This window comes from Acinetobacter sp. AG1 (assembly GCF_001005525.1).
Taxonomy (GTDB): Bacteria; Pseudomonadota; Gammaproteobacteria; order Pseudomonadales; family Moraxellaceae; genus Acinetobacter; species Acinetobacter modestus.
In genome coordinates, this window is the sequence record NZ_LBMZ01000114.1 from 59410 (window position 1) to 77026 (window position 17617).

Annotated in this window: 10 protein-coding genes; 4 read left to right on the forward strand and 6 right to left on the reverse strand. The window is 42.1% G+C overall.

Going from position 1 to position 17617, the window contains the following annotated elements; translation table 11 throughout:
* Positions 1 to 21: 21 nt before the first annotated feature.
* The 5 genes from AAV96_RS11015 to AAV96_RS11035 form a co-directional block, all read right to left on the reverse strand.
* Positions 22 to 1338, reverse strand: a complete 1317-nt coding sequence (locus AAV96_RS11015; RefSeq protein ID WP_046739333.1) for an FAD-dependent oxidoreductase — start codon at positions 1336 to 1338, stop codon at positions 22 to 24.
* A 122-nt stretch (positions 1339 to 1460) separates the two neighbouring features.
* Positions 1461 to 3080 carry an ABC1 kinase family protein gene (locus AAV96_RS11020; RefSeq protein WP_046739334.1) on the reverse strand — a complete coding sequence of 540 codons (1620 nt, stop codon included), beginning with the start codon at positions 3078 to 3080 and terminating at the stop codon, positions 1461 to 1463.
* Between the two features lie 12 nt (positions 3081 to 3092).
* Positions 3093 to 3773, reverse strand: coding sequence for an SCP2 domain-containing protein (locus AAV96_RS11025; protein WP_046739335.1), 681 nt, complete (start codon positions 3771 to 3773; stop codon positions 3093 to 3095).
* Positions 3774 to 3783: 10 nt separating this feature from the next.
* Entirely contained in the window at positions 3784 to 4725 is a 942-nt protein-coding gene (ubiE, locus tag AAV96_RS11030) for a bifunctional demethylmenaquinone methyltransferase/2-methoxy-6-polyprenyl-1,4-benzoquinol methylase UbiE (RefSeq protein ID WP_046739336.1), read from the reverse strand.
* Between the two features lie 195 nt (positions 4726 to 4920).
* The gene (locus tag AAV96_RS11035) at positions 4921 to 5628 is read right to left on the reverse strand and encodes an FFLEELY motif protein (RefSeq protein ID WP_188363584.1); all 708 of its coding nucleotides are present in this window, start codon (positions 5626 to 5628) and stop codon (positions 4921 to 4923) included.
* A 204-nt stretch (positions 5629 to 5832) separates the two neighbouring features.
* On the opposite strand from AAV96_RS11035, the gene AAV96_RS11040 reads away from it, so the two are divergent.
* Entirely contained in the window at positions 5833 to 7251 is a 1419-nt protein-coding gene (locus tag AAV96_RS11040) for a phosphate--AMP phosphotransferase (protein ID WP_046739337.1), read from the forward strand.
* Between the two features lie 28 nt (positions 7252 to 7279).
* Here AAV96_RS11040 and AAV96_RS11045 read toward each other — a convergent pair whose 3' ends face one another.
* The gene (locus AAV96_RS11045) at positions 7280 to 7786 is read right to left on the reverse strand and encodes a hypothetical protein (protein ID WP_046739338.1); all 507 of its coding nucleotides are present in this window, start codon (positions 7784 to 7786) and stop codon (positions 7280 to 7282) included.
* Between the two features lie 182 nt (positions 7787 to 7968).
* Here AAV96_RS11045 and AAV96_RS11050 point away from each other — a divergent pair, with 182 nt between their 5' ends.
* From AAV96_RS11050 to recD, 3 genes are all read left to right on the forward strand, one after another.
* Entirely contained in the window at positions 7969 to 11637 is a 3669-nt protein-coding gene (locus AAV96_RS11050) for an exodeoxyribonuclease V subunit gamma (RefSeq protein WP_046739339.1), read from the forward strand.
* Positions 11638 to 11640: 3 nt separating this feature from the next.
* Positions 11641 to 15354, forward strand: a complete 3714-nt coding sequence (locus AAV96_RS11055) for a UvrD-helicase domain-containing protein (protein WP_046739340.1) — start codon at positions 11641 to 11643, stop codon at positions 15352 to 15354.
* A 99-nt stretch (positions 15355 to 15453) separates the two neighbouring features.
* On the forward strand, positions 15454 to 17205 hold the full coding sequence (recD, locus tag AAV96_RS11060; protein WP_205625869.1) for an exodeoxyribonuclease V subunit alpha: 1752 nt from the start codon (positions 15454 to 15456) through the stop codon (positions 17203 to 17205).
* Positions 17206 to 17617: the final 412 nt, after the last annotated feature.

Consider the following 17617-nt stretch of genomic DNA (forward strand, 5'->3'; position numbering starts at 1 on the left):
ATTCAAATCCTATTTTTGCGCTTAGTCATATTCAGGCAATGATTGATTGTTTTGAATCAAGACATTTTGATTTTGTTGGTATATCGCAATCTGTTGATAGCTCATTTGCCGGAACATACCCGTTTTTAAGCCTGAAATGGTAATCGCCATTTCTTTACAGAAATAGGGAATTTGATACATCCACGGAAAAGTAAGATCACGTATGCTACCCGCCCACCAATGATCAGATTGATAAAGTGGAGTCAGTAAACGACTAAGGAACTGATAGAATTGAGTCGAGGAGCGACGCAGTTGGTGATAGTGTTGCCATAATATCGACCAGTCAATTTGCTGATTTTTCTGAGCAGCTTGTAATGATTGGGAAAAAGCCCATGCATCTAAAAGTGCCATATTCGCACCTTGTCCCAATTGTGGACTCATGGCATGTGCAGCATCACCAATCACACCGATTCGACCTTGTCCAAATTTTGACATGACCACATCACGATACTGTGCCGAGAGCCACTGTTGTTGATTTCGTTCATCCAATAAAAGCTGTTTAAGCCATTCTGCGACTTCGGGCCAGCGCTTAGAAATTTGCTGTAACCAATCCTGTTTTGATTTGTCCGTTTTTAAGAATGATTGCAATTGCGAAGTCGGCAAACTCCAAAATACACTGGAAAGCCTTTGCTGAGGCGCAGTTGGGATAGCACCTGTAGGCAGAACGCCCATCATGATTTTAGATCGATCATAAAATTGATGAAGAATTTCAGGATTCAAGCTTAGGCATTCAGGCACGATTGTCCATGCAGCTCCCCACGGATAAGCTTGATCAACCTTGACCCAAGCTTTGGGGCGGAGTTGACTGCGCGCACCATTGGCAATCAATACCGCATCGAAACAGTCATCAAAGTTATGTTGTTGGTGAGTGCCAAATAATCGAATTTCATTCGGCTGTTCTTCAATTTTCTCAATGTTATGACTCATTCGCCAAGTGACATGACTTGCATATTCCGCCAATTTTTCAGTTAAGACATGACATAAGGTCGCACGATGAATACCAAGACCATAAAGGTTATTGCCAGCCTGATGATAGTGGCTATTCACCAAGAGACGTTTATTGGGAAGTTGCCCTTCTAAACCTGTGACTTTCGCACCGAGTTTTAACGCCTGATCGAGTACGCCTAAATGTTCAAAAACAGCCAAACCCGCAGGTTGTAGTAATAAACCAGCACCAACAGGAGAGAGTTTGTCAACTTGTTCAAAAATCGTAACGTGATGACCTTCTCGCGCAAGAAGAATCGCTGTTGCAAGTCCTGCTGTACCTGCACCAATAATGGCAAAGTGTGGAGTTTTCATTATTTATTCTTTTTTAAGGATCTATAAATTTGTTGAGTTATGATCTTAATTGAAACTAAACGATTTTTGAAAAGAAATCTTAACCATAAAAAATCCCTTGTCAGAGCAAGGGATTTTTGAACTTATTTCATAATTCTCCAAACTGCAATCAGTGCACTTAATACGATTAAAATGATGGAGACAAACCAAGGACTAATAATCGCAATGGTGAGCATAATCAGCATGGTGCTACCAAACATCCAACTACGGCGTTGCTGTTGTTGCATTTGTAAACGCATTTGCTGAATTTCACGGAGTTGCTTATCTTGCCAAGCCGATTGATTTTTCAAACCATTCAAGCTATCAATCAGTAAGCTTGGGATATCTTGAGCACCTAATAATAGATCTGGGATTTGTTGTCCAAGTTCTTTGATATTTTTGACTGGATTCATATTGGCTTTGACCCATTCGGTCAAAATTGGTTTAGCCAGTTTCCAAATATCGAGTTGTGGGTAAAGATCTGTGCCTAAGCCTTCTACGTGTACCAATGTTTTGAGTAATAGCATCAATTGCGGTGGAATTTCCAAATGGAAACGACGTGCAATATCCATCACCTGAATCAAAATTCCTGCGAAATCCAATTGATCCATCGGTTTTGATACCATTGGACCAACGGTACGGCGCATCTCACGTGACAAGGCATCTTGATCTGTGCCTGGTGGAATCCAACCTGCTTGATGTACGATCTGAATCAGTTGCATAAAGTTGCTATTCATAACAGCAAGCAACATACGGGCAACTGTCATTTGGTCATGTTTGGACAGTTCACCCATGATGGCGCAATCTAGAGCAATAAAGCGCGGATTACTTGGGTTAATGGTTTCAACAAATACATTACCCGGATGCATGTCGGCATGGAAGAAATTGTCACGAAACACTTGGGTAAAGAAGATGGTTAAACCTTTTTCAGCCAAATCAGCACGATTCATACCCAAACGATCAAAGGTTGCGATATCTGAAATAGGTACACCCGTGATGCGTTCAGCCACCATCACATCTTTACTGTCCATATAGACTTCAGGCACGTACATCATGCTTGAGCCCGTAAAGTAATGACGCATTCGGCGGGTATTGTCCGCTTCTAGACTCAGATCAAGCTCATTCAAGATAATTTGACGATAGTCTTGAATGATTTCAGTTAGATGTAAGGCGCGAGCAGCCTCTAAACGATTTTCAAGCCAATCACCTAGCCAAGCTAAGATTTCAAAGTCTTGCAGAATTTGATTACGAATATCAGGGCGAGTGACTTTTACCACCACTTCACGACCATCATGCAGAGCCGCAGTATGAACTTGTGCAATCGATGCCGCAGCGAGGGGTTGCTCATCAAAGCGAGAGAATAATGTGGATACATCTGCTTTGAGCGATTCTTGGATACGTTGTTTGGCCAATTGGGTGTCATACGGTTTGACACGGTCTTGTAACAACACCAATTGTGATAATACTTCTGGTGGAATCAAGTCACGACGTGTAGACAGTAATTGTCCCAATTTAATCGCTAACGGACCCATATCCTCTAAAGCTTCCTTAAGCTTGAGTGGATTTTTTTTCTCTCGACTTGACCATGCCGCAGGATGGGTTTTGATAATGTTGAGGGCATGGCGGGCTTTAACTGGTAATTCTTCCGCAGGAAACAAGGTGTCAAGGCGATAATGTGCTGCAATACGCCAGAGTTCGAGTAACCGTGTAACATGCGGAATCATATAAAATCTTACCTAGTCTTGTGAGAAATGTTTTGCTGGATCAAATGAAGCGTGTAACTGTTGAAATTTCGCTTCTAAACGATCTAATTCTTGATTGAGTTGACGTGTCTCGCAATGAAGATCATCCATTTGCCAACGTGGTGCAAATAAACCACTATCTTCTTTTAAAGTATCTTCAATAAAGAACAAATGGCTTTGTAATGAACGCTTGAGTTGTTTGGGTGCAAGTTGAATCTTACCCAATTCATGTGCCAGTTGTGGGCCAATCCAAGGCGATAAATGCGCAGCGAGATCAGGCTCAGCTTGCTGCATAATTCTTTGAATATCTTGTAATAAATGGTAATCACCTTGTAGGGGAATATTACCAATCTGATCCATATCACTCAGCAATAATTTAATTAACTCAACAATATTTTCAACCTGTAATGTTGCAGTTGCATCGGTGATTTTGTATTGAGGATCAAATGGACGCTGTTCAAAAATAGAAGACTTTTGACTATGTCCCGTTACGGTGGGCTCTAGACGAACTTTATTTTCATCAAAAAAAACATCAACTGAGAGTTGTGGGCTATCAATCACAACACGTAATAATTGCCCTTGCAGTTGATTGATTTGAATACGAGTGATCGCATCCAAATCAATCACATGATGAATGATACGTTCGACTGCACCGAGTGCTAAAATCGACCACATATCTTAAGCCTTAAAGTTTGAATCCGCGGTGAACTGCAACAATACCACCAGTGAGGTTATGGTAGTCACAGCTTTGGAAGCCTGCATTTTCCATCATGCCTTTGAGGGTACGTTGGTCTGGATGCATACGAATAGATTCTGCAAGATACTTGTAACTTTCAGAGTCATTTGCAACGAGTTTACCCATGATTGGTAATGCAGTGAATGAATAAAGATCGTAAAGCTTAGAGAATGGTTCGAACACAGGTTTAGAGAATTCGAGAATCAATAAACGACCACCTGGTTTAAGTACGCGATACATGGCTTGTAGTGCGGCATCTTTATCCGTCACGTTACGTAAACCAAAACTGATAGTCACTAAATCAAAACTATTATCGGCAAAGGGTTCTAATGTTTCAGCGTTGGCAAGTACGAAATCAACGTTAGTACAACCAGCATCAATCAGACGATCGCGACCTACATTTAGCATAGATTCATTGATGTCTGAGAGTACGACATGACCTTGTGGACCGACTTCACGGCTAAATACTTTTGCTAAGTCACCTGTACCACCAGCAATATCAAGTACATGTTGACCACGGCGAACACCTGACATATTGATCGCAAAACGTTTCCAAATACGATGGATACCGAATGACATCAGGTCATTCATAATGTCGTATTTACTTGCAACCGAATGAAAAACTTCAGCAACTTTTTGTGCCTTATCATCACTGCTTACAGTTTGATAGCCAAAGTGAGTGGTTGCTCCAACATTTCCTGTATTGGCACCACGTGGCAAATTATATTTTGGTACTGATGTATTCGGTGTTGATGTTGAACCTTGTTGTAACGATTGCTGTTGACCTTGAGCTGCTCCTTGAGGAAGTGGAGAACTGAGGAAAGGACTGACTTTGTCTGAACTTGGGTTTTGCTCAACTTCTGGGGTAGGCTGTTGGTTTTCGTTAGACATTGTTTTCTCCTAAACTTTCGCTCTAGCGGCACGAATCAGCAAGCATGATGACAGATTTTGTATTTTTTTACAGGGTTTAGCATATCATTGTTATGAATAATATACAGAAAGTCACACGCTCAAAAGCATTTTTAATTTTTGTTTTGGAATTCAATAATCCCTCCTAACACGAAGAGGGATGGCTATCAATTCAATTTAGTCACGAAATGGGTTTGGGTGACCAGCGTGGACTTTTTCGATGATTTCACGTTCTTTTGCCGTAAATGTTTTGATAAACGTTGCAGCAGACTTCATCGGTTTCATTGCAGCAAAACCTTCTTGGATAAACTCGTACATACGTTCAAATTGATATTTGGTTGCAATGCCTTTACACATTTTAAAAGCCGCATACATCATCGTAGAGCGCATATACTTATCTAATGTGAGACCAAGCTCGTCAAGTAATTGTAATTGTTCATAACGTACATCGCCTTGATCGAGTTTGACTAAGGTCTGGCGCATGATTTCATCAGTTAATGGTGTTTCTAAAGGATAATCTTTGAGTAGTTGTTCTGCGACTTGTTCATCGAGTTGAGTGGCAAGTACAGCAAGACTGACCGATTTTGTTCCTGTTTTAATTGCATTTTCAGGGAGTAAGCTTTCTGCTTTATGTGCATATTTCAACAGGCGTTCGATTTGCTGTGCAATTGCATCAAAATCAGGACCACCGTACAAGCGATTGAGAAAATACTGTGCCATCAGTTGATTTTCAGGCAGAGCAAAAAATTCTTTATGGGTTTCTGCGATGCGTGCTTTCATCCACGCTTGTACTTCATGCAGACGTTGCTTAAGTGCTGGATTTTGGTGGTAATTCAGAGTTTGGTATTGTAATAAAAGATGATCAAATGCTGCGAGTTTTGACATATTCGAACTCAAAGAAAATAAAACCAGAAAATCATAGGCTGCATCATAACGAAGAACCATGACAGCTTAAACCCTAAATGTCTAACAATCGGTCAGTATGTTTATACACTGATTTTACTCTACAGAAACTGTACAAGGGTTTTGCATTCAGTGAAATAGATTTCACTATACTTATTCTTAATAATGAGCCATTTAGAGCAGAACATGAGTGTACAACAACCAAAATTTGAATTGCGCGATGAAGATGAGCTTTCTTTAGATTTGATTGAAGCACAATATGCCTTAAAAGATAGCCAAGATAAAAAAAATGCAAAAAGTGTTCTGATTTTAGTAAGTGGGATTGAATTAGCAGGGAAAGGCGAGGCGGTTAAGCAATTACGTGAATGGTTAGATCCACGCTATTTAAGAGTTAAAGCAGATGCACCACGGTTATTAACGACCTATCAAACCTTTTGGCAGTCTTATACGCGCTTTATTCCTGCCGAAGGTCAGATCGTGGTGATGTTTGGGAATTGGTACAGTGATTTGCTTTCAACCGCGATGCATGTGTCAAAACCATTGGATGAAACATTGTTTGATGCCTATATTGATCAGATGCGTTCATTCGAACATGACTTACAGCATAATAATGTACATGTGGTCAAAGTTTGGTTTGATCTATCTTGGAAGTCTTTACAAAAACGCTTAGACCAAATCGATGCGTCCGAACAACATTGGCATAAATTACATGGTTTAGATTGGCGCAATAAAAAACAATACGATACTTTACAGGAGTTAAGCCAAAGATTTACCGATGATTGGTTTGTGATTGACGGTGAAGACGAAGCTCTACGTGATCAATGTTTTGCTCAATACATATTACAAAATTTACAAGAGTTGCCTGACCATCAAACTAAAGTCACGGAAAAATGGCAACAAGCACAGATTCCCACAGCACTGTTAGAACCTTCAAAACAAAGCTTAGATAAAGATGACTACAAAGAGGAATTGAACAAATTAACCAAAAAAGTAGCTGATGCATTACGTTACGACGAACGAAAAGTGATTGTTGCTTTTGAAGGTATGGATGCTGCAGGTAAAGGGGGAGCGATAAAAAGAATTGTTAAAAAATTAGATCCACGTGAATATGAAATTCATAGTATTGCTGCACCTGAACGTTATGAATTACGCCGTCCTTATTTGTGGCGTTTTTGGAATAAGCTGAATGATGGTGGGAAAATCACCATCTTTGATCGTACATGGTATGGTCGTGTTTTGGTTGAGCGGATCGAAGGTTTTGCTTCAGTCGTTGAATGGCAACGTGCTTATAATGAAATTAATCGGTTTGAGGAAAATTTGGTTGATAGTCAAACCGTGATTGTAAAAATTTGGCTTGCAATCAGTAAGGATGAACAAGAAGTTCGATTTAAAGATCGTGAACAAACCCCTCATAAGCGTTTCAAGATTACTGAAGAAGATTGGCGTAATCGTGATAAATGGGACGATTATTTAAAAGCCGCTGCAGATATGTTCGAAAGAACCAACACAGATTATGCACCATGGTATGTAATCGCTACGGATGATAAAAATACAGCACGAATTGAAGTTTTAAAGGCAATTTTAAAACAACTCAAGGCGGATTAAACCGCCTTGTCGTCATCAAATATTATGATTAAGCCACAATGGTATTACGACTTTTTTGTTGAATTCGTTTAGCAAGGTTATAGCAATCTTGAATATGTGCTTCAGTAATTTTACGCATCATAAAATAACCGAGGCTTGCAGCAACCAATTGTCCGCCTAAAGGAATAAACTTGGTCACTTGCTTGGTGGCAATTTTCGTGAAAAAGCCATTAAAAGATTTTTTCATTGCAGTGCGCGCCACCACAAAACCTGAAAATTCGAAACCACGTTTACGTAGCTCATCCCAATGCACTTTTTTGGTTTCAGGATCATAGACACTGATATGTTCAGGTGCTAAACCAAAACGTGCATTAATATAAGGAATAATTTGAGTGAGCATACCCAAATCAACGACGACATCAAAAAATGGGATGGGTACAATCGCTGCACCTGCAGACCAATATGCACGATTTTTGGTCAGTGCCAAACACTCTTCGCGAATTTGCTCCAAATTTAAGCTTGGATCAATCGAATCAGGAATTTTTTCAATTTTCATAAAGTTATACCTAAAGTCTATCCCTCGATAGTACATTCAATCGGATTGAGTGGTGAATTTCAAAACAATTTATTTATTTCCTTGTGTGTTTAACGTGACATAGTTACATGAAGTTGTATAGTGATAAATATGTACGTTTTCGTGCAATACAATAAGCATTCCTGATGAGGTCATATTCGTAGATGGGTATTCATGTTATTCAAAGTCAACGCCTTGAAGTGTTATTACAAGGTGTGATGGCATCAATCACCCAACCGAGTTCTTCTCCATTTCAGGTATTTAAAACTCAGCATTTTATTGTTCCCAGTCCTGCACAAGAACAATGGTTGACGCAGAAAATTGCCGAACAACAAGGCATGACTGCCAACTATCAATTTCATCAACGCATTCGTGGTTTTCAGTGGTATGCATACCAGCAAGTATTAGAAAATAAAGAACAAGTGCGTAAAGCCAATATTCCACGTTTGATTTTAAAGTGGCGTATTCATCAAGCCTTACAGCCTTTTATTCAATCCGAACAGAATAGCCTTGCACAAGAGCACCCTTTATATTCGATTGTGCAACGGATTTATGCCAGCGCTGATCAGTTGCAGCAAGGCACGGAAAAACAACTTAAAAAACAAAGTATGTTGTATTGGGTGGCGGAACAGGTTTCACAACTGTTTAACAACTACATGATTTATCGCGGTCATTGTCAACGCGGCTGCCAAAGCAATTGTACCTGTACCAGTAATTGGCTATCGGCGTGGGGGCAGAACAAAGCCTTAAATATCGAACAACTGATTGCGCATACAGATCAACAAACTTCAGCCTTTAGCTTGCAGCAAACCGAACAGTTGGAAGCTTGGCAGCGTTGGTTGTGGCAACACTATTTTCACGATGATTTTGTTGAAATACAAAGTATTGATGCTGATTTCTGGCAACTTTTAGACAATCAGCAGACACGATCCCGAGCTTTGGCACAACTACCGAATCAGGTGATTGTATTTACGATTCTAGATTTACCACCGAGCCAACTGCAATTTTTACGTCGTTTGGGACAGTATCTAGATGTGGTGATTCTGCACTATAACCCATCGCAGGAATATTGGGCCGACAGTGTTGATCCCCTCTGGAAAAAGCGTTATGACCTCGGCGTGAAAGAGCGTTATATTGCGAAACATCCCCATGCTAGTGATGCAGACATTGCTGCATTCTTTGACAGTTTTAGTTTAGGTTTTAATGCTTTAAATCGTGAATCTCGACATCCCTTGCTCACCCGTTTAGGTAAGCAAGCACGTGACCACTTTTCGCTGTTGTCGCAACTGGCGACAGGAGAAGAGGGGAAATGGGTGGATGCTTTTGAGGATTATTTTCCTGAAACGCTACTCGGTAAAATTCAGTCGGATATTTTCTATTTGGCAGAACCTCAGCCCCAGCAATATGAGCTTGCACCAGAAGATGAATCCATTCAGGTCCACGTATGCCACTCCAGCATACGACAACTTGAAGTATTAAAAGAGCAGTTACTGCATTGGCTATCTCAAACAGATACCACACCGCGTCGCCCAAGTGATGTGCTGGTTTTGACCCCGAATCTAGCTGAACTTGAGCCGTTGATTCGTAGTGTTTTTCCTGCGCTGGCCCATGAGCATGGGGTGTTCTTACCTATAAAAATTGCTGGCGTTGCCCAATTAGACGCCTTAAATGCATGGCGTGCAGTGCTTGGACGTTTGCAATTGACCCAAGGGCGTTTTAGTCAGGATGACTTTGCTGATTGGTTAAATTTAGCTGCGACCCAACAACGTTATGGGTTGGATTACACACAGGTACAGCGGATTTTAGCGTTATTGGGTGAGGCTGGTTTTAAACGAGGGTTGGATGCTGAACATTTAAAACAGAGTCTCAGTGCTGATGACCAAGACTACCGCTATAGTTTTAAATTTGCCCTCGATCGTTTGGCGCTTGGGATTGCCGTGCCAGCCCATGTGATGGTGCAAGACATCTTAAGTTATGCGCTGGTGCAACCCAGCGATTTTGAACTGATTGGGATTTTGATTCAGATTTATCACGAGTTATCGGCACGGCGAGACTGGTTGGTGGCACATGAGCAAGGACAGCGTTTGCCTGTTGAGGTCTGGTTGCAACGGATCAAACAGGATGTACAAGAGTTTGAACAAGCCGATGTGGTGGCTTTAAAAGCAATCCGTGAAATTATTGAGAAGCAAGAGCGGATGTTGACTTTGGCCAGCTATTATGAGGATGCCGAAACCCAATTACGTCAAATTTCCTTGCCTTTGCCTTATATTGTTGAAGAAATTCAACGCACTTTAGAAAGCCAGTCCGCACAAGTTGAACCGACAGGACAAATTACTTTTAGTCAGATTGGACAGATTCGTCCGATTCCTTATCGGCTGATTGTGTTGTTGAACTTGGATACTGGCAAATTTCCAAATCGGGACAGTCATATTCCGTTTGATTTGATGGATGCACTGCGTCAGCAATTGGGTGATCGCTCTCGTTTGGAAGATGATCAAGGGGCATTTTTGGATGCCATCCTATTGGCACAAGAACAGGTTTGGCTGTTTTATAATGGCTTTGATCTCAATGATGGCGAAGTCAGAGAGCCCTCCAGTGTGTTGCAGGGCTTCCGTGATCATTTGGCTTTGATTGTCAAACCAGCGCCCTCTAAATCTCTCCCTGACGGAGAGACTTCATTTGAAGACAGTCTTCCTTTATCCGAAGCGGACTTGGCTGGATTGGAGGCATTACAAGTCCCCGCACAGCTTTATCCTTTGTATCATTTACATCGTCTCCAACCGTTCGATCCACTCGGCTTTGTTTCGGATCGGCCTGTGCGCTTCCAAGATCAATGGTTTAAGGTCGCCTCACAGATTCAGCAGATGAAAGGTGAGCTGCAAGCATGGGTCAATACCGCCTATCCTGTTGAACAGAATGAAATGATCATTTTGGAGAGCCAGCAATGGATTCAGGATGTTACTTTCCCTGCGCGATTGTATTTAAAAACCTTAGGTGTGGAAAATTTAACTGCACAAACATTGCTTGATCAAGCTGAACCATTATTACTCGATGGTCTCGGTAAATATGCCATTCGGCATTTTTTACAGCAGCAGGATGACCAGCTCTCTCCAAGTCTGTTGCAAGATCAGCTGCCCGTTGGCAAAGTTCAGCATAGTGCTTGGCAGCAAAGTCGCTTAGAGCAGCAACGCTTGTTGGAGCGCTTGCAGCAGTATGCCCCAGCGCCTACTGAAACCTCGCAACGGGTTTGGCGCGTCTCGAAACAATTACAAATCGCCTGTGTGACTCCGAAACAGCTGACTCAAGATTGGGTCAGTTTGGATGCTTCCAGTGCACGTGCCAAACGCTTTGCCAAAGTCTGGCTGGAATATCTGCTTTGGTTGGCGCTAATCAAGAGTGACGCTGCTACAGAGAAGCGCCGAATTGTGGTATTTAGTGATCAGACGGTGATTTGTGAAGGCTTAAGTTCACAACAGGCACAGCATTATTTAAATGCATGGTTACAGCTTTGGCACGATGCACAGCAGCAGCCTGTGGTCTTGCCTGCAGCCTTAGTGTTAAAGCCTTTAGAAAAGGGGAAGCAATATGAGTGGATTGAACTGGATTCAACTCAGATTTTAACTGAAGACAGTCAAAAGCAAGTATTAAAGGATTGGAATGATACGGGGGATTTCTCGGGTTTTGATATGACCCAGAATGAAGCCTGTAAATTGCACCGCGATTGGCAGTTCATTTTGCAAGAGCAAGATGCAACCGCTTTATTGCAGTATGCCTGTGATCATTATGCCTATGCGTTGTATCAACCGATTTTTGAATTTTTACGGGTGGAGTAAGACATGAATTCACAGTATCCTGTGTCTTATCAGCCGATTGGAGATATTCAATTTGAAGGGCTGCATTTAATTGAAGCCTCAGCGGGGACAGGTAAAACCTATACGCTATCCAGTTTGATGGTGCGGATTTTTTTAGAAAAATATCTACCCAATCAGGTGATTGCCACTACCTTTACCCGTGCTGCAGCCGCAGAACTCAAAACGCGTATCCGTTTGCGTCTGGTCGAAATCCTTGAATTTTTAGAGCCTTTCCGTGATGTATTGGAACAAGATATTCAGGCCAAGGCATTACAGGAGGCTGATCCGTTAAAACAGCAGGTCTTAAAAAACTTTGCACCGCGGATTGCCTATGCCTGTGAACGGCTAAAATTGGTCATCGATCAATTGGATGAATTATTTGTCGGAACCTTGGACAGTTTTAGTCAAAAGCTATTGCGTGAGTTTGCCTTTGAAAGTGGCAAAATCGAACGCGCTGAAATTACTGAGGATGCCAAAAGCTATACCCGTCAATTGATTCATGATGTGTTGCGGGAGTGGATTCAGACCCAACCGCAGCAAGTGATCAATGCGCTATATAGCGTGGGTGGACTGAAGAGTGTCGATCATTTTGTCGGGATGGTGGAAAGTTCGCTGAATTTTAGTTCGGCACAATTCAAACTGCCTGCCATGCCTGAAATTGACTTAGCTCAGTTGCAGCAATGGCAACAGCAAGCACAGCAGATTGACCTGAGCAGCTTGGCTGAATACTTTCAGTTAGAGGGCGCTTATTATGCACATATCAATGGTGCTTCTTTCCGCAACAATGCCTTTCATAAACTGTTTACAGAATCCTTGCCGCCATTATTAACTGCACTCAACAGTCCTGAGAATATACAGATCTTTGATGCCTATTTTGCCGATGCGCGTGATGCAGTATTTAAGTTTTTAGACAAACTCGAAGCACAAAAAATTTTTAAGAAATGTCCTGCGGAAATTGCCGAGGGCTTCTATCAACATCCATGTGTGTTGCAACTGCAACAGCTGTTTCAAGCTGTGCAGCAGACTCAGCAAGAATTTGAGCAGTTACAGGTCTATTTGAAAGCCTATTTATGTGTTGAAGTTAAAAACCGCTTACCACAAGTGTTGCAGCAAAAAGGAGAGACCACCTTTGCTCAGCAAATTAAAACCCTGTCTGAAGCTTTAAAAGCTGAGCAAGGACAATCTTTCGCCGTGTTTGTACAGTCACGCTACCCATTGATTCTGGTCGATGAGTTTCAGGATACCAATCAAGACCAAGATGATATGTTGGCCAGTATCTGGCGTCATCCACAGCGTTATCAAAAAGGTTGCATGATCATGGTCGGCGACCGTAAGCAGGCGATTTATGGTTTCCGTGGTGGAGATATGCTGACCTTCCTGAATGCCTATCAGGATATTATGGCCAAACAGGGGCGTGAGTATAAGTTGATTCATAACCACCGTTCGGTGAAAGAGCTGGTGGAAGTGGTGGATGTGCTGTTTCAGCGCCAGATCGATTTTGGTGAGCAGGTCAGCTATGACCCGATTCAAGCGGGTTCACGTCCACACCTCGCTTTGATTGAAAATGCTCAACCCAATCTAATGCCTTTACGTTGGTTGCACTTGCAAGAAGGCAATGAACAGGCTACACAGGTGGCGTGGCAGATTCAGCACTTACTTAATCAAGCCTATTTAAAACAATTGTACCTAGAGGGTGATGTCCCAACTGCGATTGATGAAGATGATATTGCCATTCTTTCGCGTAGCCATCGTCAACTGGATGAAGTGCAATATGTATTGGAACGTATGGGGATTCGGGTCAACCGACCTTCGAAACGCAGTGTGTTTGATTCCAGCATTGCACAGGATGTAGGGGCTCTGCTCACGGCACTACTTCATCCTTATGACGAAGCCAAGCTCAAACGGGCTTTGCTCAGCCGTTTATTTGGTTTTGATTTGGCTCGACTGTTGGCCTTAGAACAAAGTGCAGAAGGCTTGAGTGCTTACATTCAGCAGTTTGATGACATACGCGAAATGTGGCTGAATCAGGGCTTTTTATCGGCATGGCAACGTTGCCTAAATCAGTTTGGTCTTTGGCAGCAACTGGTGGCCACACAAAGTAAAGACAATGAACGTGCCGTGGTGAATCTACGCCACCTCACTGATCTCTTGAGTCAGCACAGTGAACATGTACAAGGGATGCAAAACCTGTATCACTGGTATTTAAAACAATTAAATTCACCAAGTGATCGCGATTGGGAGCTTGAACACAAGCTGTCCAGTGAAGCGGGCGTGCAACTGATGACGATTCATCAGTCCAAAGGCTTGGAGTTTAAAATCGTATTTTTACTGGGGGCGAATAAGGCCTTTGTAGAAGTACAGAAAACACTGAATTTTTCTACCACTGAAATCCAGTTGCCTGAGACGGGTCAAATACGGACGCAACGGGTGGTGGCAGTGGCAGATAAAAATTTTTTACAGCAAACTGAGCTGGATCAACATCAGCAACGCGCTTTAGCAGAACAAAACCGGTTGTGGTATGTGGCGCTGACACGTGCCAGCCATCGGGTCTATGCGGTGTTTGAACCAGAAAAAGGCGATAAGAATAAGTTTTCAGGTTTGGCTTTTTGGAAGAATCAGGGTGATAACTTTCAACATCCCTATAGTGCCGATGCTGAGCTGATCTTAGCGCGACCACAAGCCTTACAGATGCAACAAACTCAACAACAGCGCGTACTGTTGGCCCAAACACTGCCGACACAACGTTTTTATGCGCGTGGGAAAACCAGTTTTAGCTATCTGGCACAACATTTAAAGCACAAAGCAACTCGGGCTGATCGCTTGGCCAATATCGATACTGATTTTGAGCAAGCTGAAGATGAATTAAATTTTGCTGAAACGGAAAAAATCGCCACGGCTCAGCCAATCGCTTGGATTAAACAATATTTCCCGAAAGGGACTTTGGCTGGTAATTTCCTGCACGAGATTTTTGAGCAGATTGATTTTCAGCAACCCCAAACCTGGGTAGAAGACATTCGCCGTCGTTTTAAAAATACCTATCAAGGCCTATGGTTGGAGCTGTTACAACAGTATCAACTGCATTTCCCAGAACAAGAAAATGGCGAGCAACAGCTCTATCAATGGATTGCTGATTGGCTTGGTGAAGTATTACACACGCCACTTAATCAGGGCTTTCAGTTAAAGCAATTAGCTGCAGGACAATATCTGTCGGAATGTCCATTCTATCTAGCTTTATCGGATCGAGTGCTGGCGATGCAGCGTGTACAGCAGCTATTTGAGGAATACGGTATCGAAATGCCTGAGTTACTTGAAGCTAAATCTGCCCGTTACTTGAATGGCTCCATTGACTTGGTCTACTTCGATGGTCAGCGTTACCATATCGCCGATTATAAGAGTAATTATCTGGGGGCAGCACAACTGGATTATCAGGCTACTCAAATTGCAGAAAGTATGTCGCTGTCGAGTTATTGGTTACAAGCGGCGTTATATCTGGTGGCACTACATCGTTATCTGTCGGTGAAATTGCAGGATTATGATATGCAACTGCATTTGGGTGGCGCATCTTATCTGTATTTACGCGGCATGAATGGGCAGGCGCAGCAAGGCTGTTTCTACTGGAAGCCTGAGGATGAGTTTATCTTACGTCTGGATGCAATACTTGGATATTTTTCTGAGGATAAAGCTGGAAAAATGGTGTAGATAAAGTGTGTGATTTTAAATTAAACAAAAGCTTAGCTTGTGAATAACTCTGTTTATAACCTTGTGGACAAGCGTGTGGGTAAGTTTGAGGATAACTCTGTGGACAAACAAGTTGATGATCAGTCAACGCAAATGACGTGGTTAAATATGTGGAGTGACTATCTCTCACAAGCACCATTTTCTCAATCTGCTCAAACAGTTAACGCTGCACAGGTACTACAAAAACTGGTTGAAGCCAGCTTACAAGGTGACAGTTGTATTGAGGTTGAGCCGAGCCAGATTGCGGAATTGGCGGATTTGGCTGTTTCCAGCGAAATCGCAACCACGCAGGTTGCCCCTTGTGTCTATGATCAGCAGGGCTTGGCATTATACCGATATTGGCACCTAGAGCAACGCCTCGCACAGCAGATTTGTCGATTAAAGCGACAAACGATTCAGGTTGTTGATACCGAACATTATCAAGACTTACTCAGCGATGAACACCAGCAGGCTGCACTGAAAATGGTTTTGCAACAAGGCTTGAGCATTATTACAGGCGGGCCAGGGACAGGGAAAACCTATACCTTGGCGCGTATTATTGCAGCCCTCAACCAGACCATTCCGGATATTCGTATTGCCATGGCAGCACCGACAGGCAAAGCCGCACAGCGTATGCAGGAAGCATTACAAAACTCTTTTAATGATCCAAAATTATTACAATCAGGGCTCGTCACTGATGAGTTACGCGATCAAACCACGCAGACCTTGCACCGTTTATTGGGTATGGGCAATCGACAAAGACCACGTTTTCATCTAAAGCAACCTTTACCCTATGATGTGATTGTGGTCGATGAAGCATCGATGCTGGACTTAAACTTGGCAACCCTGTTATTTGAAGCCGTTCCAGATCAATGCCGAATTATTTTGCTGGGTGATGCCAATCAGTTGGCTTCGGTTGATGTTGGCTCGGTTTTGGCTGATTTACAGCAAGTACAAACATTGACTGAAAATCGAGTCCAGCTACAGACCAGCCGTCGTTTCTCTGGCGAGGCCAAGATTGGACAATTCGCACGATTTATTCAGGCACAGCAAGATTTAAGCAATCTCGATTTAGTCTTATCAAAACTAGAGGCAGAAATTGTTCAGGCTGCACTGTTGCAAACGATTTCCTTGAGCAAGGATATGCCAGACCTAATTCAGCTGGAATATTTACCTGAGCAACAGCAGGTTGATATTGAGCTTTATCAGAATAAATTGATAGCTGGATTCCAAGCCTATATCGAAGCTTTAAAACATTATATAGATGCAGATGAGCCTGCCGAGCAAATCCAGCATGTGATTCAAGCCTTTGATGATTATCGAATCTTAACGGCTGTTCGACATGGCCCGTTGGGAATCGAGCAACTGAATCGTTATGCGGGGCATTGGCTCAATCAGCAATTGAAACAAATCGCTGTTGGAGACTGGTATATCGGACGTCCTGTAATGATGACCTATAATGACTATCAGCTTGGAATTTCCAATGGTGATATTGGCATTTGTTTTAAACACCGTACTCAAGCACAGCAATTTGAAGTGTTTTTCCCGAGCTTAAATAAGTGGATTGCAGCGCATCGACTGCCTCGCAGTATGCAAACCGCCTTTGCTTTAACCATTCATAAATCACAAGGTTCGGAATTTACCCATACTGCGATTGTTTTGGATGCACATGCCGAGAAATTATTGAGTCAGGAATTGATCTATACCGCAGTCACTCGCGCTAAAAAAGTAGTGAGTATTTTGGCTGATCGGAAGGCATTACAACAGTCATTGATTACTAGAACCGTTCGTCGTAGTGGTTTAGTGCAAAAGATCAATTTAGAGGGATTGTGAAATTATTCTTTAAAATTCACTGTTTTGTAAGTAAAAGCTTACAAGGATTCGAGATATTGTCGCTAGAGTGAAATAAATGTTTTTGAGATCATGTACACACAAATAGCCTAGCACGGAAAGCTAGGTAAATCGCAAAAATATAATAATAAAGTCAATGAGACAGCGAACTTACAGTGAGGTAAGTGATAAAAGAGGAAACTTACAGCCGCTAAGCCTTGTAGTTTTGGGAGAGACTACAGGGCTTTTTTATTTTTAATCCTTAATCATACTAACATCATGATAGTCATTGTATTTATTTTAATCAAAATGATTTTAATGAAGAATATCTATCTCTGACAGTGTGAAGCAAACATTAATTTTTCTATAAAAGCTTTGAACCAAAAGTTTAAATTAAAAATATGATTGTTTGACA

Coding starts and splice junctions, on each gene's coding strand:
- AAV96_RS11015 (WP_046739333.1), bottom strand. CDS start 1,338: ATGAAAACTCCACACTTTGCCATTATTGGTGCAGGTACAGCAGGACTT.
- AAV96_RS11020 (WP_046739334.1), bottom strand. CDS start 3,080: ATGATTCCGCATGTTACACGGTTACTCGAACTCTGGCGTATTGCAGCA.
- AAV96_RS11025 (WP_046739335.1), bottom strand. CDS start 3,773: ATGTGGTCGATTTTAGCACTCGGTGCAGTCGAACGTATCATTCATCAT.
- ubiE (WP_046739336.1), bottom strand. CDS start 4,725: ATGTCTAACGAAAACCAACAGCCTACCCCAGAAGTTGAGCAAAACCCA.
- AAV96_RS11035 (WP_188363584.1), bottom strand. CDS start 5,628: ATGTCAAAACTCGCAGCATTTGATCATCTTTTATTACAATACCAAACT.
- AAV96_RS11040 (WP_046739337.1), top strand. CDS start 5,833: ATGAGTGTACAACAACCAAAATTTGAATTGCGCGATGAAGATGAGCTT.
- AAV96_RS11045 (WP_046739338.1), bottom strand. CDS start 7,786: ATGAAAATTGAAAAAATTCCTGATTCGATTGATCCAAGCTTAAATTTG.
- AAV96_RS11050 (WP_046739339.1), top strand. CDS start 7,969: ATGGGTATTCATGTTATTCAAAGTCAACGCCTTGAAGTGTTATTACAA.
- AAV96_RS11055 (WP_046739340.1), top strand. CDS start 11,641: ATGAATTCACAGTATCCTGTGTCTTATCAGCCGATTGGAGATATTCAA.